The 21,326-nt window shown below is 48.6% G+C and carries 22 protein-coding genes; 8 read left to right on the top strand and 14 right to left on the bottom strand.

The annotated features are described in order from the left end of the window. The first annotated feature begins 81 nt into the window (after nucleotides 1-81). Together cls and uvsE are read left to right on the top strand one after the other, a co-directional pair. Nucleotides 82-1,221, top strand: coding sequence for a cardiolipin synthase (gene cls, locus CYJ37_RS07650; RefSeq protein WP_094769198.1), 1,140 nt, complete (start codon nucleotides 82-84; stop codon nucleotides 1,219-1,221). Between the two features lie 63 nt (nucleotides 1,222-1,284). After that, complete coding sequence (gene uvsE / locus CYJ37_RS07645) at nucleotides 1,285-2,241, top strand: UV DNA damage repair endonuclease UvsE (RefSeq protein WP_101548873.1); 957 nt, start codon at nucleotides 1,285-1,287, stop codon at nucleotides 2,239-2,241. Between the two features lie 669 nt (nucleotides 2,242-2,910). Here the strand turns inward: uvsE and CYJ37_RS07640 are convergent. The 5 genes from CYJ37_RS07640 to speE form a co-directional block, all read right to left on the bottom strand. Then, nucleotides 2,911-3,090, bottom strand: coding sequence for a XapX domain-containing protein (locus tag CYJ37_RS07640; RefSeq protein WP_094769440.1), 180 nt, complete (start codon nucleotides 3,088-3,090; stop codon nucleotides 2,911-2,913). A gap of 128 nt (nucleotides 3,091-3,218) precedes the next feature. Beyond that, nucleotides 3,219-4,889, bottom strand: a complete 1,671-nt coding sequence (gene argS / locus CYJ37_RS07635) for an arginine--tRNA ligase (protein WP_101548871.1) — start codon at nucleotides 4,887-4,889, stop codon at nucleotides 3,219-3,221. Beyond that, the gene (locus CYJ37_RS07630) at nucleotides 4,886-5,338 is read right to left on the bottom strand and encodes a DUF1934 domain-containing protein (protein WP_308302646.1); all 453 of its coding nucleotides are present in this window, start codon (nucleotides 5,336-5,338) and stop codon (nucleotides 4,886-4,888) included. The genes argS and CYJ37_RS07630 overlap by 4 nt, the downstream gene beginning before the upstream one ends. A 543-nt stretch (nucleotides 5,339-5,881) precedes the next feature. Beyond that, nucleotides 5,882-6,757: an agmatinase gene (gene speB / locus CYJ37_RS07625; RefSeq protein WP_094769437.1), complete on the bottom strand. Its 876-nt coding sequence runs from the start codon at nucleotides 6,755-6,757 to the stop codon at nucleotides 5,882-5,884. Nucleotides 6,758-6,799: 42 nt separating this feature from the next. Next, on the bottom strand, nucleotides 6,800-7,627 hold the full coding sequence (gene speE, locus CYJ37_RS07620) for a spermidine synthase (RefSeq protein WP_009791651.1): 828 nt from the start codon (nucleotides 7,625-7,627) through the stop codon (nucleotides 6,800-6,802). A gap of 264 nt (nucleotides 7,628-7,891) precedes the next feature. On the opposite strand from speE, the gene CYJ37_RS07615 reads away from it, so the two are divergent. After that, nucleotides 7,892-9,964 carry a transglycosylase domain-containing protein gene (locus tag CYJ37_RS07615; protein ID WP_101548867.1) on the top strand — a complete coding sequence of 691 codons (2,073 nt, stop codon included), beginning with the start codon at nucleotides 7,892-7,894 and terminating at the stop codon, nucleotides 9,962-9,964. 163 nt (nucleotides 9,965-10,127) lie between these two features. On the opposite strand, the gene CYJ37_RS07610 is transcribed toward CYJ37_RS07615, so the two are convergent. Together CYJ37_RS07610 and CYJ37_RS07605 are read right to left on the bottom strand one after the other, a co-directional pair. Next, nucleotides 10,128-10,640: a YwhD family protein gene (locus CYJ37_RS07610; protein ID WP_022544515.1), complete on the bottom strand. Its 513-nt coding sequence runs from the start codon at nucleotides 10,638-10,640 to the stop codon at nucleotides 10,128-10,130. 72 nt (nucleotides 10,641-10,712) lie between these two features. Next, complete coding sequence (locus tag CYJ37_RS07605; protein WP_094769435.1) at nucleotides 10,713-11,375, bottom strand: site-2 protease family protein; 663 nt, start codon at nucleotides 11,373-11,375, stop codon at nucleotides 10,713-10,715. Between the two features lie 205 nt (nucleotides 11,376-11,580). Here CYJ37_RS07605 and CYJ37_RS07600 point away from each other — a divergent pair, with 205 nt between their 5' ends. Next, nucleotides 11,581-11,769 carry a 2-hydroxymuconate tautomerase gene (locus CYJ37_RS07600; RefSeq protein WP_009791655.1) on the top strand — a complete coding sequence of 63 codons (189 nt, stop codon included), beginning with the start codon at nucleotides 11,581-11,583 and terminating at the stop codon, nucleotides 11,767-11,769. A 47-nt stretch (nucleotides 11,770-11,816) separates the two neighbouring features. Here the strand turns inward: CYJ37_RS07600 and CYJ37_RS07595 are convergent, their stop codons facing one another. The 3 genes from CYJ37_RS07595 to CYJ37_RS07585 form a co-directional block, all read right to left on the bottom strand. After that, nucleotides 11,817-12,323 (bottom strand): YwgA family protein, encoded by a 507-nt coding sequence (locus CYJ37_RS07595; protein WP_009791656.1) that lies wholly within the window; start codon nucleotides 12,321-12,323, stop codon nucleotides 11,817-11,819. Between the two features lie 49 nt (nucleotides 12,324-12,372). Continuing rightward, a complete protein-coding gene (locus tag CYJ37_RS07590) occupies nucleotides 12,373-13,671 on the bottom strand; it encodes an HD domain-containing protein (RefSeq protein ID WP_009791657.1) in 1,299 nt (432 codons plus the stop codon). Nucleotides 13,672-13,973: 302 nt separating this feature from the next. Then, entirely contained in the window at nucleotides 13,974-14,198 is a 225-nt protein-coding gene (locus tag CYJ37_RS07585) for a DUF1450 domain-containing protein (protein ID WP_022544517.1), read from the bottom strand. 316 nt (nucleotides 14,199-14,514) lie between these two features. Between CYJ37_RS07585 and CYJ37_RS07580 the strand changes: the two genes are divergently transcribed. Further along, entirely contained in the window at nucleotides 14,515-15,294 is a 780-nt protein-coding gene (locus tag CYJ37_RS07580) for an RsfA family transcriptional regulator (RefSeq protein ID WP_094769433.1), read from the top strand. Between the two features lie 105 nt (nucleotides 15,295-15,399). Here CYJ37_RS07580 and CYJ37_RS07575 read toward each other — a convergent pair whose 3' ends face one another. Further along, nucleotides 15,400-16,254 (bottom strand): lipoate--protein ligase family protein, encoded by an 855-nt coding sequence (locus CYJ37_RS07575; RefSeq protein ID WP_101548865.1) that lies wholly within the window; start codon nucleotides 16,252-16,254, stop codon nucleotides 15,400-15,402. A gap of 401 nt (nucleotides 16,255-16,655) precedes the next feature. After that, nucleotides 16,656-17,633 (bottom strand): phosphate acetyltransferase, encoded by a 978-nt coding sequence (gene pta / locus CYJ37_RS07565; protein WP_009791662.1) that lies wholly within the window; start codon nucleotides 17,631-17,633, stop codon nucleotides 16,656-16,658. A gap of 453 nt (nucleotides 17,634-18,086) precedes the next feature. Between pta and hemQ the strand changes: the two genes are divergently transcribed. From hemQ to gerQ, 3 genes are all read left to right on the top strand, one after another. Next, entirely contained in the window at nucleotides 18,087-18,830 is a 744-nt protein-coding gene (gene hemQ / locus CYJ37_RS07560) for a hydrogen peroxide-dependent heme synthase (protein ID WP_022544519.1), read from the top strand. Nucleotides 18,831-19,278: 448 nt separating this feature from the next. Beyond that, nucleotides 19,279-19,701 (top strand): cell wall hydrolase, encoded by a 423-nt coding sequence (locus tag CYJ37_RS07550; RefSeq protein ID WP_009794337.1) that lies wholly within the window; start codon nucleotides 19,279-19,281, stop codon nucleotides 19,699-19,701. Between the two features lie 22 nt (nucleotides 19,702-19,723). Beyond that, nucleotides 19,724-20,224: a spore coat protein GerQ gene (gene gerQ, locus CYJ37_RS07545; RefSeq protein WP_009794338.1), complete on the top strand. Its 501-nt coding sequence runs from the start codon at nucleotides 19,724-19,726 to the stop codon at nucleotides 20,222-20,224. Between the two features lie 35 nt (nucleotides 20,225-20,259). Here gerQ and CYJ37_RS07540 read toward each other — a convergent pair whose 3' ends face one another. Both CYJ37_RS07540 and CYJ37_RS07535 read right to left on the bottom strand, forming a co-directional pair. After that, nucleotides 20,260-20,631 carry a DUF423 domain-containing protein gene (locus CYJ37_RS07540; RefSeq protein ID WP_009794339.1) on the bottom strand — a complete coding sequence of 124 codons (372 nt, stop codon included), beginning with the start codon at nucleotides 20,629-20,631 and terminating at the stop codon, nucleotides 20,260-20,262. Nucleotides 20,632-20,654: 23 nt separating this feature from the next. After that, the gene (locus tag CYJ37_RS07535) at nucleotides 20,655-20,936 is read right to left on the bottom strand and encodes a YwdI family protein (protein WP_101548861.1); all 282 of its coding nucleotides are present in this window, start codon (nucleotides 20,934-20,936) and stop codon (nucleotides 20,655-20,657) included. Nucleotides 20,937-21,326 lie beyond the last annotated feature (390 nt).

Genomic DNA, 21,326 nt, shown 5'->3' with positions numbered 1-21,326 from the left:
CCGAGGGGGACATGCGACTTGAAAACTGCCATTATCATACTTGCCATAGGATTGGCGCTGCTGCTTTGGGTGTCATGCGATATGGCGCTCGGCCGGCGGAAGCAGCTGTCAAAGGTCCAGAGAAAAAACTATCCGGTCAGGCAGAGCAAGATCGATTTGATCACCGCCGGCCCGGACTTATTCGAGAAGTTGTTCCTTGATATCAAACATGCTAAAAAGCATATCCATATTTTATTTTATATTGTAAAAAATGATAAAATCTCAGGCGAGTTCCTTTCCCTTCTGAAGAAAAAGGCCGAGGAAGGCGTCGAGGTCCGGCTGCTGCTTGATTGGGTAGGCAGCCTGCGTGTAAAAAGGAAGCTGATCACCGGCCTGAAGGAAGCCGGGGTCCGTTTTGCTTTCTGTCATGTACCGAAGCTCCCCTACCTGTTCTATTCCTCCCAATCGAGGAACCACCGGAAAATAACCGTCATAGATGGGAGTATCGGCTATTTGGGCGGGTATAACATTGGCAAGGAATACGTCAACCTGGATTCGAAGCTGTGTCCATGGCGGGATTATCACCTCAGGATGACAGGAGAAGGCGTCAATGATCTTCAAAGCGAATTTCTTTGTGATTGGCGGGATGCATCCGGAACAGACCTGCTCAGGGATGCGGCCTATTTTCCCAGGCTTCCACAGGAAGGCCTCCGGCACCAGCATATCCCATCAGAAGCCGGCTATCTGGAAGAAACCTTCCTCGCCATTATCCGGAATTCCAGGAGGAAGATCATCATCGGCACTCCGTACTTCATCCCGAGCCCCGCTCTTTTCCAGGAGCTGCGGCGGGCATTGGACAGAGGCGTAAGGCTGAGCATTATCGTCCCTTCAAAAACAGACCATCCCCTTGTAAAGGAAGCTTCCTATCCTTATCTCAGGGTGCTGCTGAAGGAAGGGGCACGGATCTACCAATACATGAACGGCTTCTACCATGCGAAGATCCTTCTTTCGGATGATACAGTATGCGATATCGGGACGGCCAATTTTGATAAAAGAAGCTTGTATTTAAACCATGAACTCAACTGTTATATATATGACAAAGCATTCATCCAGAAAGCTGAGAAAGTCCTTGAGCAGGATATGAAGGACTCAAAACTGCTTATGCTCAAAAATATTTCGGGCTTTAATGCAATCCGGTGGCTGCGGGAAGGAGTGGCGAAATCTGTTTCGTACTTTCTCTGATGGCTAACGCCTCTCCTCCCTCCAGTGGTGCCGGACCCAGGCCATTTTTTTAAAGGAGTAATTATGAAAATACGATTCGGCTATGTGTCCCAGGCGGTAAGCCTATGGGAGGCATCCCCTGCGAGAACACTGACATTTACGAGATACAAGCAGATGACAAAGGAAGAAGGCATGCAGAAGCTGCTGGCTGCAACTGCAGAGAATCTGCGGAGCACGAGAAGGATGCTTTATTATAACCTCGCCCACGATATAGAATTGTACCGATTCTCTAGCTCTATCGCCCCCCTTGCCACCCATCCGGAGGTCATGTGGGATTTTGTCGCCCCCTTCCGCGATGAATGGCAGGAGCTCGGCAGACTGGTAAAGGACAATGGCCTGCGGGTCAGCTTCCATCCGAACCAGTTCACCCTTTTTACGTCTCCCCGCAGCGAAGTCACAGCAAATGCGGTAATTGATATGGAATACCATTACCGCATGCTCGAGGCAATGGGACTTGAAAACCAGGCGCTGATCAATATCCATATCGGCGGAGCCTATGGCGATAAAGAGACATCCATTGAACGTTTTTATCAGAACTTGAAGACCCTTCCTGCACATATAAAAGCGGTTATGACCCTTGAAAATGACGATAAAACCTATAACGCCGAAGAAACGCTCGCCGCCTGCCAGCGGGAGCAGATACCGCTGATCTTCGATTATCACCATCATATGGCGAACTTGAGCGGAAAGCCGCTTGAGGATATGCTCCCGGACATTTTCCGGACCTGGGATCATTTCGGCATGAAGCCGAAGATTCATGTGTCTTCGCCTAAATCGGAAAAAGCCTTCAGGTCGCATGCTGACTATGTGGACGCCGAATTCCTGAAGCCTCTGCTGGATCACCTTCATGCGATCGGCGAGGATGTGGATTTTATGATAGAAGCAAAGATGAAGGACAAAGCTTTATTGAAGCTTGTTGAGGATATCAGCCGGATCCGCGGCGTGAAGCGGATCAGCGGCGGGGCGGTTGAGTGGAAATAGGTTTTTAGGATACACGAGGTGGGGTTTTTCGGCCGGGTCATGTACCTGTGGCTGCTTTTGGGATACATGAGTTGCGCTTTTTTCGCCGGGTCATGTACCTCAGACTGGTTATGGGGTACATGAGTCGGGCTCTTTTAGCCAAGTCATGTACCCCAGGCTGCTTTTGGGATACATGAGTTGCGCTTTTTTTGCCGGGTCTTGTATCTCAGACTGCTTTTGGGGTACATGAGTCGGGCTCTTATCGCCAAGTCATGTACCTTAGGCTGCTTTTGGGATACATGAGTTGCGCTTTTTTCGCCGGGTCATGTATCTCAGACTGCTTTTGGGATACATGTATCGGGCTTTTTTCGCCGGGTCATGTATCTCAGACTGGTTATGGGGTACATGAGTCGGGCTTTTTTCGGCGGGTCATGTATCTCAGACTGCTTTTGGGGTACATGTGTCGGGCTTTTTTCTCAGGGTCATGTACCTCAGGCTGCTTTTGGGATACATGAGTTGCGATTTTTTCGCCCGGTCATGTATCTCAGACTGCTTTTGGGGTACATGACTCCTCGTTTACACAAATTTTATGTACTACAGTGGCCACATGCTCACTCTTTTCCGGCGGGGCATCGCCCCCTGCCTCTCCTCGCTTACAGGATTCCGTACTCTCCCCCTGCTCCCAATTCTTCATTTTAAAAAGCCTTCAAACCAAGGACCCACTTGTTCAAACGCCTTAAATCCCAAATAGATGCCGATGATACCCACTACTCCAGCCAGTGCTGGCGGGGCGGGTATCGGCAGTTTGAACAGGGCAAAAATAAAGCCGACCGCGAAGCCTGTTATAAGTGACAACAGAACAATTTTCATCAGATTCCTCCTAAAAATAAGCTCATGTTGTTCCATAAATATCCTTTATTATGTGCAATAAACGCTCCATCATTCTACCGCCACTAAAACAGAAAAAAACCCCGCTTTCAGGAAGCGGGGCATGAGTCTTACATTTTTTCAGGTGCGGATACACCAATTAATTTAAGTGCGTTTCTTAATGCTGTTTGTACAGCCTTGATCAGGCCGAGACGGGCTTTTGTTTTTTCCGGATTGTCGCTATCAAGCACTTTTTCGGCATTGTAGAAGCTGTGGAAGGCAGATGCGAGCTCGAAAATATAGTTTGTGATGCGGTGCGGCATACGCTTTTCTGCAGCCTCTGCAACTGCCTGTGGGAATTCACCAAGCTTCTTCAGCAGGTCGATTTCCTTCTCGGCAGAAATGAGGGAGAAATCAGCGTCGGCACTTAATGCCATCCCCTGCTCTTCACCCTGGCGGAGGATGCTCGAGATGCGCGCATGTGCGTACTGGGCATAATAAACAGGATTATCATTGGATTGGGACACAGCCAGATCAAGGTCAAAATCCATATGAGTGTCAGCACTTCTCATTGCGAAGAAATAGCGGACTGCATCGAGTCCAACCTCGTCCACAAGGTCACGCATGGTAACAGCTTTTCCTGTCCGTTTACTCATCTTCATCTTTTCACCGTTCTTGTACAGGTGTACGAGCTGGATGATTTCGACTTCAAGGGCATCCTTGCCATAGCCAAGCGCCTGGATGGCAGCCTTCATACGCGGGATATAGCCGTGGTGATCGGCGCCCCAGACATTGATAAGCTTTTCGAAGCCGCGCTCAAGCTTGTCTTTATGGTAGGCGATATCAGGCGTCAGATACGTGTAAGATCCGTCATTCTTGATAAGCACGCGGTCTTTATCATCGCCGAATTCGGTTGAGCGGAACCAGGTTGCGCCTTCTTCTTCATATACATGTCCGTTCTCTTTGAGTGCTTTCAAAGCATCGTCAATCTTGCCGTTCTGGTAAAGGGAAGTTTCAGAGTACCAGACATCAAAAGGTACGCGGAAATCTTCCAAATCCTTTTTCAGCTTTTCCATTTCGTATTTAAGGCCGTATTCGCGGAATGCATCGAAGCGTTCCTTTTCATCGGCATTCACATATTTGTCGCCAAATTCATCGGCAAGCCTTTGGCCGATGCCGATAATGTCTGCCCCATGATAGCCGTCAGCAGGCATTTCTTTTTCCATGCCAAGCGCCTGGAAATAACGGGCCTCAACTGACAATGCCAGATTATTGATCTGGTTTCCGGCATCATTGATATAATATTCGCGGGATACATCATAGCCTGCTTTGGCCAGGATGCTGCTCAGGGAATCGCCGACTGCTGCACCGCGGGCATGTCCCAGGTGAAGGTCGCCTGTCGGGTTGGCAGAAACAAACTCAATCTGCACCTTTTGGCCCTTGCCTGTATTCGTTTCTCCGTACTGATCTCCGGCGTCAAGGACGGTCGGGATCAGGTTCGTCAGGTAGCTGTTGTTCATGTAAAAATTGATGAAGCCCGGCCCTGCGATTTCAATTTTTTCAATGGATGCTTTGCTGCTGTCAAAATTCTCGATCAGCTGCTCGGCAATCATGCGCGGCGCCTTTTTGGCTACACGTGCAAGCTGCATCGCCATATTGGTAGAATAATCGCCATGCGCCTTCTCTTTAGGCGTTTCCAGGATTACATCCGGGATTTGCTCTTCTGCAGCAAGGCCTGCTTTAATGACCGCCTGCTTGATTTCCTCTTTCAGATTGCTTTGCACTTGTTCGACTATATTCATTTTTCTTCCTCCTCAAACGTAATCGCCAAATGATATGTACCTGCCTGTGATCCCTGCATTTTCATTTCATATAGAAGGTCAAAGGCCCCTGTTCCGCTGTTGTCATCAAAGGACTGTGAGAGCCCTTTGGTCAGAGTCAGCATTTCCATGGTTCCGAAGGGCATTTCGTAGCTTCCCCTCATCTTTTTGTTCAACCGGAAGGGCAGCCTCATTTTCACGGCTCCTGAACGGAGGATCAGGGCTTCTCCCTCTGCCATTTTTACAATCGTTTTAACTGTCCCCGCTTCATTTTCTTCATCATATTGAAGAAAGCGGGAGCCGTTTTTTTTATAGTATCGGCCAAACGCAGTCAATTCAAAAGTTTCTTTGCTGCCTCCGCTGCGAATATCCGTTTTTACTTTTATTTTAACAGGTGTCTGTTCCGCTGGGCTATTGAGCAACGGGCACACTTCCTTTTCGTTTAACTCTTTAGTATAACTTTTTAATTATAATTTTTTTGGGGTTGAAGTGCAAATGAAGTTGGGCAGTAATAGGAATTGGTTTAATTATGGGGGCCTGTTGATTGAATTTTTTCCAGATTGGTTATAACGCTGCAAAAAGTTAAGTAAGCCCTGTTGATTGCAGTGGAAGGCACGAAGACTCCTGCGGGATTGCAGCGGCAATGCTGAGACCCCGCAGACGCGCAGCGGTGAGGAGGCTCAGCGTCGCCCCGCGGAAAGCGAAGTGCCTGGAACGGAGATCAACAGGCCTATTTATTAATGCAAACCCGCCCACCTAATAGGATTTTATGAATGTAGTTCCATTATAAAACAAAAGAGATACAGAATCCTGTACCTCTTTTGTTCAAAGGCATTAGCCTCCGCTTTTCTATTTGTCCAGCTGCGGTGGCTAGAGCCTCGAGTCATAAGCCACCCGGGAATTAAAGGCAAAGAACGCCTTTTATTCCCGGGCGTCTTATGCTTGTCGGCTCTGGGCAAGCCACCTCCGCTTTTCTATTTCACCCAGCCCAAGATCATCTCGCGGATGAGTTTGCTGGCTGTGTTGGCTGTTTGTTCGGATGGGTCGTAGATTGGCGCTACTTCCACGAGGTCGGCTCCGACGACTTTTACTTGTGAGCGGGCGATTTCGTGGATGGAGGCCAGGAGCTCCTTGGATGTGATTCCGCCGGCGTCGACTGTGCCTGTGCCTGGTGCGTGTGCCGGGTCAAGGACGTCGATGTCGATGGTTACGTATACCGGGCGGCCTGCCAGCTTAGGAAGGATTTCCTTGAGCGGCTGGTGCACATCGAATTTTGAGATATGCATTCCGACTTTTTTTGCCCATTCGAATTCTTCCTTCATTCCTGATCGGATGCCGAAGGAGAAGATATTCTGAGGGCCGATCAGGTCTGCGGCCTTGCGGATCGGCGTTGAGTGGGATAAAGGCTCCCCTTCATAGTTCTCGCGCAGATCTGTATGGGCGTCCATATGGATGATGGCAAGATCCGGGTATTTCTTATACATCGCCTTGAAAACCGGCAATGAGACAAGGTGCTCCCCGCCCATGCCAAGCGGGAACTTGCCGGCAGCCAATAGCTTATCGACAAACTCCTCGATCAGATCAAGGCTTTTCTGCGGATTCCCGAAAGGAAGCGGAATATCGCCGGCATCGTAATATTTTACCTCCGCAAGCTCGCGGTCAAGATACGCGCTGTATTCTTCAAGTCCGATTGAAACTTCCCTGATGCGGGTCGGGCCGAAGCGTGATCCCGGGCGGTAGCTGACTGTCCAGTCCATCGGCATTCCGTAAAGGACCGCCTGGCTTTCCATAAAATTCGGATGGCTCCCGATGAATACATTTCCTGAATAAGCTTCATCAAATCTAACCAAAATGACTCCCTCGCTTTACATGCTGGTGCCTGGCACCAATCTTTATTTTACAAGATCCTGCACAAACTTAGGCAGCACAAACGCTGCTTTGTGCAGTTCTTTTGTGTAGTACTTTGTGTCGATTTCGTGGAAGCGCTCTTCGCTTACTTCAAGCGGATTGTGCTTCTTGCTTCCGATTGTGAATGCCCACAGTCCGCTTGGGTATGTCGGGATGTTGGCCACATATAAGCTTGTGATCGGGAAGATTTCTTTTACATCCTTCTGGACGGTGCGGATCAGGTCTGCCTTGAACCAAGGGTTGTCAGACTGCGCAACAAAGATGCCGTCTTCCTTCAAAGCCTTGGAAATGCCGGCATAGAAGCCTTTCGTGAACAGGTTTACAGCTGGCCCGACCGGCTCAGTGGAATCAACCATGATGACGTCATATTCATTCTCGCTGTTGGCGATATGCATGAAGCCGTCGTCAACCTTCACTTCGACTCTTTCATCGTCAAGCATGCCTGCGATTTCAGGAAGATACTTCTTGCTGTACTCGATTACCTTCCCATCGATTTCAACCAGTGTTGCTTTCTTAACGCTTGGGTGCTTCAGCACTTCGCGGATAACGCCGCCGTCGCCGCCGCCCACTACAAGAACGTTCTCAGGGTTCGGATGCGTGAATAACGGCACATGGGCCACCATTTCATGGTATACGAACTCATCCTTGATGGATGTCATGACCATATCATCCAAGAGGAGCATATTGCCCCATTCTTCTGTCTCTACCATATCAAGCTTTTGAAAATCAGTTTGCTCTGTATGTAAAGTCTGCTTCACTTTCATTGTGATGCCAAAGTTCTCTGTCTGTTTCTCCGTAAACCAAAGTCCCATTCTGAACATCCTTCCATTTTAAAAATTTGTATAGTGCGCATAAAACGCTCTCAAAACTTTTTAAAAGTTGTGCGGTTATCTTTATGCTTCCCTAACTGTTTAATTACAAACATGAGAAAAAGTATAGATGAATCTAGCAAAATTGCAAGAAAAAAATGAAACTCGCGAATAAATTCCTTCTCTTATTTCAATACTAGGAATAAAGACCAAATTTGGGTGCCGGAAACCATTGCGCGCACCGTTTATAAAAAGGGGTGAATTATGATGGAAGTCATGGCCGGTCAGCGGTACAAGAGAGCGAAGAAATATGTGCGGGCAGCCGCTGTCATCAGTTTAATAGGAATGATTGCTGCCGGGCTTGCCATCGGCGCCGTCCTGATATATGCCAAGATCCTTGGCCCTCCTCCGCTGGCCGTACCGCAGTCGACCTTGTATTACTCTGAGGACGGTGAAGTGATCGGGGAAAGCAGCAATGGCCAGAAGCGGTATTGGGTGGCGCTTGACCATATTTCCCCTCATCTGATTGATGCAACGGTTTCAGTCGAGGACCAGAATTTTCATTCCCACCACGGCTTTGATTATAAACGGATTGCCGGGGCTGCGCTTGCGGATCTAAAAGCGATGGCAAAGGTCCAGGGAGCCAGCACCATCAGCCAGCAGTATGCCCGGAACTTGTTCCTCGCACACGAGAAGACATGGAAACGGAAAATGATGGAGGCCTTCTACACAATCAGGCTTGAGATGAACTATTCAAAAGATGAGATTCTGGAAGGCTATATCAATACGATTTATTATGGCTATGGCGCTTATGGCGTACAGGCAGCAAGCCAGTACTATTTTGGGAAAGATGCTGAGGAGCTTAACCTTGCCGAGGCTTCCATGCTTGCCGGGATACCGAAGGGCCCTGGCGTCTATTCCCCTCTCGCTTCTTTCGAAAGGGCCAGGGACCGCCAGCGCATCATTCTGGATACAATGGCCATGCAGGGGAAAATCACCGCGGAGGAAGCTGATAAAGCTTTTGGGTCAGCGCTCAAGCTTGTCGGCGAATTTCCGCATAAAGCAATCGAAAAGGCGCCGTATTTTCAGGATGCGGTCAAAAATGCGCTGAAGAATCAGCTTCAGCTTGATGACCGCACAATAGAACTTGGCGGCCTGAAGGTATACACAACACTTGATACAAAAATCCAGGCTGCTGCTGAGAAAGCGGTAACCGGCAATATTAGCAAAGATTCGGAAATCCAGGTCGGGCTTGTGTCAGTCAACCCGAAGAACGGACATGTAAAGGCAATGGTCGGCGGAAGAGATTATAGCGAGAGCCCGTTCAACCGGGCGGTTCAGGCAGTCCGCCAGCCTGGCTCGACGATTAAGCCGCTTCTTTACTATGCTGCCCTCGAACAGGGATTCACCCCTGCAACCATGATGAGGAGCGAGCAGACCACCTTCCGTTTTGATGACGGCAGGCAGGAATACACACCGCATAATTTCAACAATCAATATGCGGATGGTGATATCACCATGGCACAGGCACTCGCTTTGTCGGACAATGTGTATGCTGTAAAGACCCATCTCTTTTTAGGCGAAAATACGCTTGCAGAAACAGCGAAAAAATTCGGCATCACTTCCAAAATGGCTGAGGTTCCTTCCCTGGCGCTTGGGACATCGGGTATTAGGGTCATTGAACTGGCCAATGCGTACAGCCTTTTTGCCAATGGAGGAAAAAAGGTTTCCCCTGTCCTGGTGACAAAGGTTGAAAATCATAAAGGCGAAGTGATTTATGAAGAAAAGAAAGAGCCTCTGCCGGTGCTGAAGCCGGAGGATGCATATGTTATGACGCAAATGATGACCGGCATGTTTGACCATAAGCTTGACGGCTATTCCAGCGTTACGGGCAGCACCATTATCAGCAAGATGACAAGGCCATATGCCGGCAAATCAGGGTCCACCGACACAGACAGCTGGATGGCCGGGTTCACGCCCCAGCTCGTTTCCGCCGTCTGGACCGGATATGACCAGGGCAAGCCCATCACATTGACGGCCGATAAAGCTTATGCAAAGAATATTTGGATACAGTTTATGGAGGATGCCCATAAAGATTTGCCCGTCAAACGGTTCAAAGGTCCAAAAGGAACGGTCGGCGTGTATATCAATCCGGAGAACGGAAAAATCGCCACCGACCATTGCCCGGTTCAGCGCCTGACCTATTTCACCGCCGGGACCGAGCCGACCGAATATTGCACCGATCATCTGGAGCATATGGAAGAAGAGCCGGAACAGCCTGTGAAAAAACCCAAGGAGAAGAAAACCTGGTATAAAAAGCTGTTTCAGTGGGGATCTTAGCAAAGTCATTAAAAGGAAAAACCCCGGGTTTCCGCCCGGGGTTTTTCGTGTCCTAGTTCTATACAGTGCATCAACACTGTAAATAAGTTTACTTTTTTTATCGCCGCTCGGCAAGTAGGTTGGAATTTAAGTTCGAAAATCTGTCACAATTTCGTCAAAATTTTTAACTGGAAGCCAAATCTTTTTTCAGCTGGTCTTCTGCCCTTTCCCACATGCCCATATCGTGATTCTTCAGGAAGTCTGCAAGGATTCCTTTAGACTTGTCATCCATATGGTCGACGATGATATGGCGTTTGATGCTTTTATCAAGCCTGTTGACATGCTCAGGCAGCAGTTTATAGCCGCGGCGGATTTCCCGGTCCACCGTCATAAAGCAGGCAGTGACACCGGCATAATAAGGGCCTTCCTGCTTGCGGTCGATCGTCACCCATACGAGCCAGTAAGGCTTTCCGTTCGGAACGTCCTCCTGGTTGGTCAGGAACTTGATTCCTTTTTCTACAGTGCTTCTTGCATGCATGGCGCCGATATCAACATGGGCATCTCCCGCTTCCACATCCACAAAGACCGGTGACACATTATCAAGGCTGAGGGAGCCTCCCCCAAAGCCGCCATGCCCGTCTGTCGGGTCGCTCTTAATGATGTTGAAGCCAATATTTTTTTTCTTCTTTTCTTCCATTTGATGTATCCTCCTTTTAAAAAGGTCAGTTATCATAATTTGATCTTTAATTTTGGCCTGATTTCCGAATCGTCAGCCGCGCAGGAACAGTCCCGAGAAGAAGTCATGCATCCCGTTGATCAGGACCGGCAGCACAGTGCCGAAGATCGGCTGGATCGTATACTGATCAAGCGGTGTGATGACAAGAATCAGGAATATAATCGAACCATATGCCTCAAACTGGGTGAGCTTAGGCCTGATCCCCGCCGGGGCGAGATCCTCAATGATCCGGTATCCGTCAAGAGGCGGAAAAGGCAGCAGGTTAAACACAAACAGCATGAGATTCAAGTAAATGAACAAATCCAGGAACTCGGGCACAAAATCAGGCAGGCCCGCTGCTGCTCCGGCCGCGGCCAGTCCGTACCAGATGCCCAGGCCCAGGCCCGCCATCAACAGATTGCTGAGCGGTCCGGCAAGCGAAACCGATATCCCCGCAAGCCTTGGATTTTTAAAATGGAAACGGTTCACCGGCACAGGCCGTGCCCAGCCGAATCCCGCTATAAAAATCAGGATGGTCCCAAGGGGGTCCAGATGGTGGATCGGATTGAGCGTCAGCCGCCCCTGCTTCTGTGCAGTCGGGTCGCCGAATTTATAAGCAACAAACGCATGGGCAAATTCATGGACCGTAAAAGCGATCATCAAAGTCAATGCTACATAGGGAATCTCCCTTAAAGAAAAGGCTAAGAATTGTTCCAACGGCAATACCCCTTTATGTGAATGAATAAAGTCCTTAGGCAGCAGGCACATGCCTGCATACTTATCTATTTTTCAGTATACATGAAATGCCGGGCGAAGGGAAAACTCCGCTTCCGGGAAAAGCCCGGCATCAGCCCGCGCCCCGAACTGGCACTTCCCTTAAGCCTTCTGCTATAGTAAAAAGTATAAAAAGGAGGAAGTTATTATGCCATATGTAACAGTCAAAATGCTTGAAGGACGTACAGAAGACCAGAAAAAAGCTCTTGTTGAAAAAGTGACCGATGCGGTCAGCGAAACGACCGGTGCTTCTAAAGACAAAGTCGTCGTATTTATCGAAGAAATGAGCAAGAACCATTATGCCGTAGCAGGCAAACGCTTAAGCGACGAAGATTAAAACATCTTAATGACGCCCGCCAAACAAAGAAAAAGCTAAGCACACCCCTAGTGCTTAGCTTTTTCTTTCAGCTTTTCAATATATTGATAGGCCTCTTCTACCTCTTCTTCTGTGTACTTCTGCTTGCTCTTTAAAGTGAACACCTTCTCCTGCACCTCTTCGCGGGGAAGATTATCAAAATATAAAACCGTTGAGACAAGCTCCAGGAATCTTGCATTCTGGCTGTTCATATCCTCCAGGCAGTCCGGCAGGCAAGGCATATCAACCTGGTTGACGGATAGAAATTCCCGGCCGTTGTCCGTCAGTGTGTACCGGTATTGAAAATAGCCGCCCTTCTTCTCTTTCACTTCATTCAGGAAGCCCATATTGCAAAGCTCCTCCACCCTCAGTGTCAGCTCCTCTGAATAAGGACCGTAAAAGTGGAACTGGAACCGCTCCTGAAAAGGAAAAGAAATCTTCTTTGCAATAAAAATCATCTTCTGAAGCTTTTTCCGGCCGATGACTTCCCCGGAAGCCGCCAAAGCGTGCACCAAATTGGCATGATCTTTTAACAAAACCCCTCATCTCCTACTCCAAAGTAATTACCGCTTCTATGTATGTCGATTAGATCTCCAGCATTTCACGGATTTTTTTCTTAATAGTCTTCTTGCTGCCCTCGTCCATAATCAAATCAGCAGGATAATATAATTTGTGGTCCGTCCGCCTTTTTCCGGATATCGCATCAACAATTTCCGATTCGCGCGACAGTTCCCGCAGGTCCCCGTTTTTCATCTGCAGGTGGATCGGAAGACGCTCCTCTTCCTCTCCCGGCCTGTAGAAGTCATACGGAAGATCTGAAGAGGAATCGACAACCAGATAATACTCAGGATCAAGCCCTGCCTTGCTGAACAGCACAGACAGCTCGGCCAGCTTCTTGTATTCCTTCGCCGGGTCAAATTCCACATATTTAAAGAGATTGCGGTCCATATACCTTTTGCACAAATCCCTCAGAATTGGATCTTCTTCTTCCTGCCACATCTGGAAATAATAGAGTATCACGGCTTCATCAAGCTTCAGATAGTCTTCCAGCGTCACTTCGCCTTCAAACAGTGTATAGAAATGGAGGGGAAGGTACTTGAATGCATAATAATTTTCATGGAGCTGTTTGGCCCTGTGCAGGATTTTCGTCAATATGACTTCCGCACTTCTTGTTACCGGGTGGAAATAGACCTGCCAGTACATCTGGTAGCGGCTCATGATATAATCCTCGACCGCATGCATCCCGCTCTGCTTGATGACAACCTGGTCCTCCCTCGGGCGCATGACCCGGAGAATTCTTTCCATATCAAAATGGCCATAGCTGACACCGGTGAAATACGCATCGCGCTGCAGATAGTCCATCCTGTCGGCATCGATCTGGCTGGAAATCAGGCTGACGACCTGCTTATTCCGGTAAGTCTTCGCAATCACGTCGGCTACATCCTTCGGAAAATCCTTCCCGGCTCTTGAAAGGACAAGATTTACTTCGGTATTGCCAAGGATGATTGCCTGTGTGTAATGCTCATGATCCAGGTCGAATACCTTTTCGAATGAATGGGAAAAAGGGCCATGCCCCAAATCGTGCAGGAGCGCCGCACAGAGGGATACAAGGCGTTCATTGTCATCCCACTCTTCCCGGCCGGCAAATACATCATCGATGATGCGCCTGACAATCTCGTAGACTCCAAGTGAATGATTGAAGCGGCTGTGCTCTGCCCCGTGGAAGGTCAGATAAGTCGTCCCCAGCTGCTTGATCCGCCGCAGGCGCTGAAATTCCCTCGTCCCGATCAAATCCCAGATCATTCTGTCACGAACATGGATATAGCGATGGACAGGGTCCTTGAATACTTTTTCTTCGCTTAATTTTTCCGTTGAATATGGCATCTTTTCCCCTCTTCCTGTGCACCAGCCCGGCCTATTCCCGTTTTTTTCCTTTGTATCTATTATAGCCAGTTTTCACCGCTAAATCATTACAAAATCTGCTGTAATTCCCTTTTCTTCGACAAAATCCAGACACAGCAAGGCTTTCGGAAAAATAAAATTTTCCCTGTGTTCAGATGATGTTCTTTTTCCACAAACAGGCAGCAGGCTAAACGTGCCGGGAAGAAAAGAAATTGCCCCATCTGCCGGAGCCGCACAGCATTTGGCGAATAAAAAATCACCTTAAGACAGGTGTCAAAGGCGATTTATTTTTTCAGCTTTTTTTCGATTTTCTCTCTTAGCTCTTCTTCTGACAATGCTGCCAGAGGACGGTTGTTGACAAATGCAAAAGTCTTCTTCCTGCCCGGCCCGCAATAGGATTGGCAGCCTACGTCCACTTTTGCCTCAGGGTCGATATCCTTCAGCATGGGGATCAGTGTTTTCAGATTAACTGCCTGGCAGTCGTCGCAAACACGGAATTCGTTTGCCATTTCGTACATCCCTTTCTCGGTCTATCATTTTTAAATTATCTATAGAAAATTTTAGTTGCTATCTCAATTAATCTGCCCGGAGGCACTAAAGGGTATTTTACATTTTCTGAACTTGTATTGCAAGCTGCAATCTTTAGCACCGCTGGCAGGCTGCAGGCATTTTTTCCAGCACATTCTCCCTTCTCCCCAGTCCCTGAATATATCAGAAAAAAAAACTACTATCCTTTTATTCCCTCTGTATAAAGAAAGAAAGATGTGGCCATGCTAGTGCTAGAAGGTTATATAAACCAATTTTGCCCAGGGAGTTGAAGAAAAAATGAAAGTAAGACAGGATGCATGGTCAGAAGAAAATGATTTATTGCTTGCTGAGACGGTATTAAGGCATGTCAGGGAAGGAAGCACCCAGCTGAACGCTTTCGAGGAAGTCGGAGATAAGCTGAACCGCACTTCTGCCGCCTGCGGATTCCGCTGGAACGCTGTTGTTAGGCACCGCTACGAAAAGGCGCTGCAGCTCGCCAAGAAACAGCGCAAACAGCGCAACAGGCTGCTCGGGAAAGAACAGGGCGGCAAGAAAAAGCTGCTGTACAATCCTCCGGTCCCAGCTGTTGAAGAAGTTGAATTGCTCACTGCTGATACACTGCCAATGCCGGAAGAAACAGAAGTCTATACGGAGACTTATACAGAAATAGATATAGATGCCGATGGAGATGCTGAAGAAGAAACAATCGAAGCTCCAGAACCAGTATTCTCTTATCCTGCTTATCAATCGGCGCCGCAGCCGCGGGCCCAGCTGAATCTGGATTCGGTTATCAGCTATTTGCAAAGCCTGAACGGCTCCACCCTCAGTGCTGATCTGTTAAAAAGCGAGAATGAAAGATTGAGACGCGAAATCGCCATGCTGAGGAGCCAGAATGAGGAATTATCCGGAAAAATCGGCATGCTGGAACAGAATACCGTCACGATCCAGGAAGATTACGAGACGCTCATGAAAATTATGAACAGGGCAAGAAAGCTGGTACTATTTGACGAGGAAGAACGCCCGGCCACCAAATTCAAGATGGACCGCAACGGGAACCTGGAAAAGGTAGCAGAATAAAGGACCCCGCTGTTTTATAGACTCGGAGAGAAGAAATGGCAGCAGCCTGCCCCCTTAAACAGAAAACCGCCCGGATTAAAGGGCGGTTTTTCTATTCCTGGATGGTCAGGCGGGATCCTGAAGGGTGCCGAATACTTTTTCATTCCGCTCGGCGACCCGCTCATAATAGCTTTCATAAAGGCCGGCTTCTTCTTCATTCAGCCCTCCGGCATACAGCCTGCCTGATCTGCTTTTCAGCACGTTCAGGAACCTCATCATCACATCTGCGACCGTCAGCTCGGACTGGAGCAGCTCGCTGAGCGATGCCATGACCGGCGGTGTAATGTCAGGGTACAGGAACTTCGTTACCGCATCCTTTTTCGCCCTGGTGTAAAACTCCCTTACCAAGTCAGCCCGCCCGCTTCCGCTGCCGTTTACGCATAAATAGATCTGGACTGCCACACCCTTGCGCAGCCTGCGCTGGGAAATGCCGGCGAACTTCCTGCCGCCGATGCTTAGATCATAGCTGCCGGGGCAATAAGAGCCGACAATTTCCCTTGCTTCTATTTCATATGGGAAATCGCTGAACATTTCTTTTATTAAAAGCCACATAGCATCATAGCCGCGGTTGATATCAATCCCTTTTTCTGATTCCGGAAAAATGAGCGACAGATTCAGTACACCCTCATCCAGCACAACTGCCAGGCCGCCCGAGTTGCGGACAATCGCCCGGTAACCCTGCTCTTGCAGCCAGTCCACCCCGTCTTCCAGGTATGGAAGCCGTGAATCCTGGATGCCGAGCACGATCGTCCGGTCATGAACCCATGCTCTTGCCGTTGCAGGGGTTTTTCCCGATCCGACAGAAGCACAGAGCGTATCATCCATCCCGAACGAATGCATCGCATTCAAATGCAGTCCCGCACTCGACTGGTCTATTATCCGCCACTCCGGCTGCTGCAGCAGCTCACTTGCTTCGTTCATCTTCAGTACTCCTTTAAATAAACAATATGGGATTATTATAGCATACGGGCGGCGGGAAGAAGAAAAGGGGCGGAGCCGCTGATCGGCCCTGCGCAGTTGGTTATTGAGTTCAGCTTTTTGACTGCTTTTTCTGCTTTAAAACTGATCTCTCTGCCTGAAAAAAGCCTATCTTTGGGGGTGCAAACAGCGCGGGAGCAGCTTTCTGTCCAATTCGGGGCATATTCTACCGGGTCCCCCCGGGAATCTACCAACTTGACGCTATATTCTACCGACTTCACACTGTAATCTACCGAATTGAGCGTTTTTTCTACCCACTGGCAGCTGACAGCCCCACCGCGCCGCGCCACAACACGCTGCACCGCAAAAAAGAACCGGCACACCAGAGTGCCGGCTCTCTTCTATTACTGATTCAATGCCTGAGCTGCTGTGATCAAAGCAAGCTTATACACGTCTTCCTGGTCACATCCGCGGGACAGGTCATTTACCGGACGGTTCAGGCCTTGAAGGATCGGTCCGACCGCTTCAAAGTTACCAAGGCGCTGGGCGATTTTGTAGCCGATATTTCCGGCTTCCAGGCTTGGGAATACAAATACATTAGCATCTCCCTGCAGCGGTGAATCCGGAGCTTTCTTTTCAGCAACAGATGGAACGAAGGCTGCGTCGAACTGGAATTCGCCGTCCACGATGAGCAATGGCTCACGAAGCTTGGCTTCTTCAACTGCCTGGGATACTTTTTCCGTTTCAGGGGATTTTGCAGAGCCTTTGGTAGAGAAGCTCAGCATGGCAACGCGCGGGTCGATGTCGAACATTCTTGCTGTCTTGGCGCTTTCGATGGCGATTTCCGCAAGATCTGCGCTGTCTGGTGCGATATTGATTGCACAATCGGCAAATACATACTTTTCATCTTCGCGGACCATGATGAAGACACCGGAAGTCTTTTTGACGCCTTCTTTTGTCTTAATGATCTGAAGAGCCGGTCGGACTGTATCTGCAGTAGAGTGAGCTGCTCCGCTGACAAGGCCGTCTGCTTTATTGGCATAAACAAGCATGGTGCCGAAATAGTTTTCATCAAGAAGAATGCGGCGGGCATCTTCTTCTGTCGCTTTTCCTTTGCGGCGCTCAACAAATGCAGCAACAAGTTCGTCCATCATGGCAAAGTTTTTCGGGTCATAGATTTCGACAGAATCAAGGGATACATCCAATGATTTTGCTTTATCCTCGATTTGTGCAATATCCCCGATCAGAATAGGGGTAAGAATTTTGTCAGCTGCCAGACGGCCTGCTGCAGTCAGAATCCTTTCATCTGTTCCTTCAGGAAATACGATTCGCAGATTATTGCCGGAAACCTTATTCCTTAATCCTTCAAAAAGATCACTCATATGAAAATCCTCCTTTTATATGTAACAAATCACTCGGCTTAAGCGGCGCTGAGACTGCCTTTATCCATAGAAGTGGGCCTGCGTCCGCTATTCTCACTCCCTTAGGATACTCCTCCACTGTGAAAATTCAAGAACAAGGAGAAGTGGCAGCGGTTACACCTGAAAAGTTTTTGTTTTCTTAACATTCTTATATTTATATCTGGGAATCGATTCTCTCCGGACGATGTTAATATGGTCCTTTTTGCCGGAAAATATCCGATTTCGCGCCCGTTCTGGTTGCCTAATCTGCTATTCTTTAGAATCCCCTTGTTTTCCCGGCTGGAAACCTGATTGAGAATAATTTTTGAAAGCTGGTAAGCGACATATAATTTTCAAGTTTCAGGCAGACGTGTTATGGTGAAACTATGATATAGTATTGATGAGAATTCGAGTACATATATAGGAGTGATCAGAATGACTGAAGCAGCACAAACGCTTGATGGCTGGTATTGCCTCCATGATTTCCGCACAATGGACTGGACGACATGGAAAATGACTCCGAAAGAAGAGCGCGATGCAGCAATCCAGGAGTTTATGGGCCTTGTGGATAAATGGAATTCCGTGCAGAGCGAAAAGAATGGCAGCCATGCTTTATATACGATTGTTGGACAAAAAGCAGATTTCATGATGATGATCCTGCGCCCTACAATGGAAGAGCTGAATGAGATCGAGAATGAGTTCAATAAATCAAAGCTTGCGGAATATACCATTCCGGCACATTCTTATGTTTCCGTTGTGGAGCTCAGCAACTATCTGCCGGCCGGAGAGGATCCTTATCAGAATCCTCATGTCCTGGCACGCCTTTACCCGGAGCTTCCTAAAGCAAAATATGTTTGCTTCTACCCGATGGACAAGCGCCGCCAGGGTGAAGATAACTGGTATATGCTCCCTATGGAAGACCGCCGCAATATGATGCGCAGCCACGGCATGATCGGCCGCCAGTATGCAGGCAAAGTAAAGCAGGTCATCACCGGCTCTGTCGGCTTTGACGATTACGAGTGGGGAGTAACCCTCTTCGCAGACGATGTGCTTCAATTCAAGAAGCTTGTCTACGAAATGCGCTTTGATGAAGTGAGCGCCCGCTACGGCGAATTCGGCTCCTTCTTTGTCGGAAACCTGCTCCTGGAAGACCAGGTAGGCAGCTTCCTGAATGTTTAATATATGAATCAGGCCTCGGCTTTTGCCGGGGCTTTTTTTATTGAAAATAATTCAACATATGGCATGCAATTGGGCTAAGAATTTTTTTCCACCTATCAGTTACGCAGATAGATTCCTGCTTATAGAACAAGCGCCATCCGCTTTTCTTTTTGTCCAGCTCCGGGCGCTAGCCCCTCGAGTCATAAGACACACCAGAATTAAAGGCAAAGAACGCCTTTTATTCTGCCGCGCCTTATGCTGGGCCCGCAGGATGCGGGTCATGCAGGCGTTGCCACAGGACGTGGCGTCTTTAGCCTGCGTTCCTTTATTCTGAACAAGCGCCCTCCGCTTTTCTTTCCCCCATCAGGCATAATACAGCATTTCCCACATATTTATGAAATAGTGAGTTTGGTTTTATACGGATACTTTCACTTACAGCCTTTGAATAGCTGCTGAGAGAGGTGAAGTTATGGCCGTTATTCCTTATACCGAAGAGGATGTGAAGCTTCTCGCAAGGCTGATGCGTGCGGAGGCTGAAGGGGAAGGAAATCTGGGCATGCTGATGGTCGGCAATGTCGGGGTGAACCGGGTCAGGGCCGATTGCCTGGATTTCAAAGAGATTCCTTCCATCCGGAAAATGGTTTATCAGCGGCCAGGCGGATTTGAAGCCACCATCAAGGGCTACTTTTATCAGCGGCCCCGTCAGAATGAGCTCGACCTGGCCAGGAAAGTCATCAAGGGGCAGCGCCATCATCCTGCCAGCAATTCGCTCTGGTTTTTCCGCCCCACCGGGGACTGCCCTGCCCAATGGTATAATCAGCCGAATGCCGGAAGATACAAAGCACATTGCTTCTTCCAGCCGGCCCGGGCAGACTGTCCCACTGTTTATTAATGACATTTAGGAGGGATTTATTTTGAAACAGCAATCTGTACCGCAGCAGCAATATGTTGATTACCGCACCTATCCGCCTTATCAGCAGCAGCAGCCGCAACAGCAGCAGCCTTACTATGGGGCCGGCACACAGGCACAGGGATACGGCGCCCAGCAGGCCTATCCGCAGATGCCGTCCGGTTCCATGCTCACCACATCTCCGCCTTCAGGTTCACCCGTTTCACAGGTTCCCGGGATGCTGCCTATTGAGCAATCCTACATTGAAAACATCCTCCGTCTGAACAAAGGGAAGCTGGCAACCGTTTACGCCACCTTTGAGAACAACAGGGAATGGAATGCGAAGATTTTCAAGGGAATCATTGAAGCGGCAGGAAGGGATCACCTGATCTTGAGCGATCCGCAGTCAGGCACACGCTATTTGATCCCGATGATTTATCTGGATTATATTACATTTGATGAAGAGATTGAGTATGACTATCCATATGGAGCGGCTCCAGGGCTGGCAGCCTTTCCGCCAAGATAATGAAAAGCCTGGCTTATGCAGCCAGGCTCATTTTTTTACAGATATTTAACTGCAGCAATGATCAGGAGAACCCATGCAGCAAGGAAGGCGACTCCGCCGAGCGGCGTGATGGCGCCGAGGACACTGATCTTTGTCAGCGTCAGGACGTACAGGCTTCCGGAGAAGAGGATGATTCCAATCAGCATCAGCCAGCCGGACCATGACAGTAAGGCCGTTGCCGGCAGTCGTCCCAGCAGAACACCGATGATCAGAAGTCCGGTGGCATGGAACATTTGATAGGTTACACCTGTTTTCCAGGTTTCAAGATACTTAGGTTCAACTTTTCCTTCCAGGCCGTGGGCGCCAAAAGCCCCAAGAGCAACAGCAAGGAACGCATTGATTGCACCGATTATGATAAAAATTTTCATGATTTCACCTCTTCATCGACTTCTTAAAAGTCGAAAATTGAATCTCCATTTGCTTCATTTTCCATATTCATCTTCCTGGGCTGCTGGATTGAAGTCAGCGGCACACTTTCCTGTACAGGCTGAGGAATATAAGATGCAGCCGGCCGCACCGGCTCTGAACTTGTCTTCTCACCTTCCAGAAGCAGCTCGCATAAAGCCTTTATAGAATATACCCGCTCCCGGATCATTTCCTCAGAAGAGCTTGATTTGGCCCCCTGCAGCTCCTTTTCAATCTTGGCAAGCAGATTTCCAACAGGTATCTGCATACTGTTCACCTCTTTTTCCTAAATCTCTACAGCTCCATTTTCGGCAGCAGGCACCCATGCTATTCAGGCAGCCGAAATTACTTGGACTTTCCCTCAAATTTAAGGCAAGGATGGCCTGAAGCCCTTTCAACCGCTTTGGACGGAAGCTGCCTTCCCTTAAATTGAAACGCCCTGCATCCTTTCGGAAACTGCTGGTCCCATGTCACGTAGAAATGCTTGCATTTAAAGCAATTTGGCTGATTGCTGTCCAATCCTGTCATCCTTTGCTGAGCCTTATTTCTAACTCATTTGGCTATCGGTTTCTATTTTACATGACTTGTACCCATTATACATCCTAAAACTCTGACAGTTCTTTGAATAGAGAAAGGCGGAAGCGTCTTGCCCGCCTTA

The sequence above is a fragment of the Bacillus sp. UMB0728 genome, from assembly GCF_002858875.1.
Classification (GTDB): Bacteria; Bacillota; Bacilli; order Bacillales; family Cytobacillaceae; genus Bacillus_AB; species Bacillus_AB infantis.
This window is presented reverse-complemented; position numbering and strand designations above follow the sequence as displayed.

Coding starts and splice junctions, on each gene's coding strand:
- cls (WP_094769198.1), top strand. CDS start 82: ATGGCGCTCGGCCGGCGGAAGCAGCTGTCAAAGGTCCAGAGAAAAAAC.
- uvsE (WP_101548873.1), top strand. CDS start 1,285: ATGAAAATACGATTCGGCTATGTGTCCCAGGCGGTAAGCCTATGGGAG.
- CYJ37_RS07640 (WP_094769440.1), bottom strand. CDS start 3,090: ATGAAAATTGTTCTGTTGTCACTTATAACAGGCTTCGCGGTCGGCTTT.
- argS (WP_101548871.1), bottom strand. CDS start 4,889: ATGAATATAGTCGAACAAGTGCAAAGCAATCTGAAAGAGGAAATCAAG.
- speE (WP_009791651.1), bottom strand. CDS start 7,627: ATGGGACTTTGGTTTACGGAGAAACAGACAGAGAACTTTGGCATCACA.
- CYJ37_RS07615 (WP_101548867.1), top strand. CDS start 7,892: ATGGAAGTCATGGCCGGTCAGCGGTACAAGAGAGCGAAGAAATATGTG.
- CYJ37_RS07610 (WP_022544515.1), bottom strand. CDS start 10,640: ATGGAAGAAAAGAAGAAAAAAAATATTGGCTTCAACATCATTAAGAGC.
- CYJ37_RS07600 (WP_009791655.1), top strand. CDS start 11,581: ATGCCATATGTAACAGTCAAAATGCTTGAAGGACGTACAGAAGACCAG.
- CYJ37_RS07590 (WP_009791657.1), bottom strand. CDS start 13,671: ATGCCATATTCAACGGAAAAATTAAGCGAAGAAAAAGTATTCAAGGAC.
- CYJ37_RS07585 (WP_022544517.1), bottom strand. CDS start 14,198: ATGGCAAACGAATTCCGTGTTTGCGACGACTGCCAGGCAGTTAATCTG.
- CYJ37_RS07580 (WP_094769433.1), top strand. CDS start 14,515: ATGAAAGTAAGACAGGATGCATGGTCAGAAGAAAATGATTTATTGCTT.
- CYJ37_RS07575 (WP_101548865.1), bottom strand. CDS start 16,254: ATGAACGAAGCAAGTGAGCTGCTGCAGCAGCCGGAGTGGCGGATAATA.
- pta (WP_009791662.1), bottom strand. CDS start 17,633: ATGAGTGATCTTTTTGAAGGATTAAGGAATAAGGTTTCCGGCAATAAT.
- hemQ (WP_022544519.1), top strand. CDS start 18,087: ATGACTGAAGCAGCACAAACGCTTGATGGCTGGTATTGCCTCCATGAT.
- CYJ37_RS07550 (WP_009794337.1), top strand. CDS start 19,279: ATGGCCGTTATTCCTTATACCGAAGAGGATGTGAAGCTTCTCGCAAGG.
- CYJ37_RS07540 (WP_009794339.1), bottom strand. CDS start 20,631: ATGAAAATTTTTATCATAATCGGTGCAATCAATGCGTTCCTTGCTGTT.
- CYJ37_RS07535 (WP_101548861.1), bottom strand. CDS start 20,936: ATGCAGATACCTGTTGGAAATCTGCTTGCCAAGATTGAAAAGGAGCTG.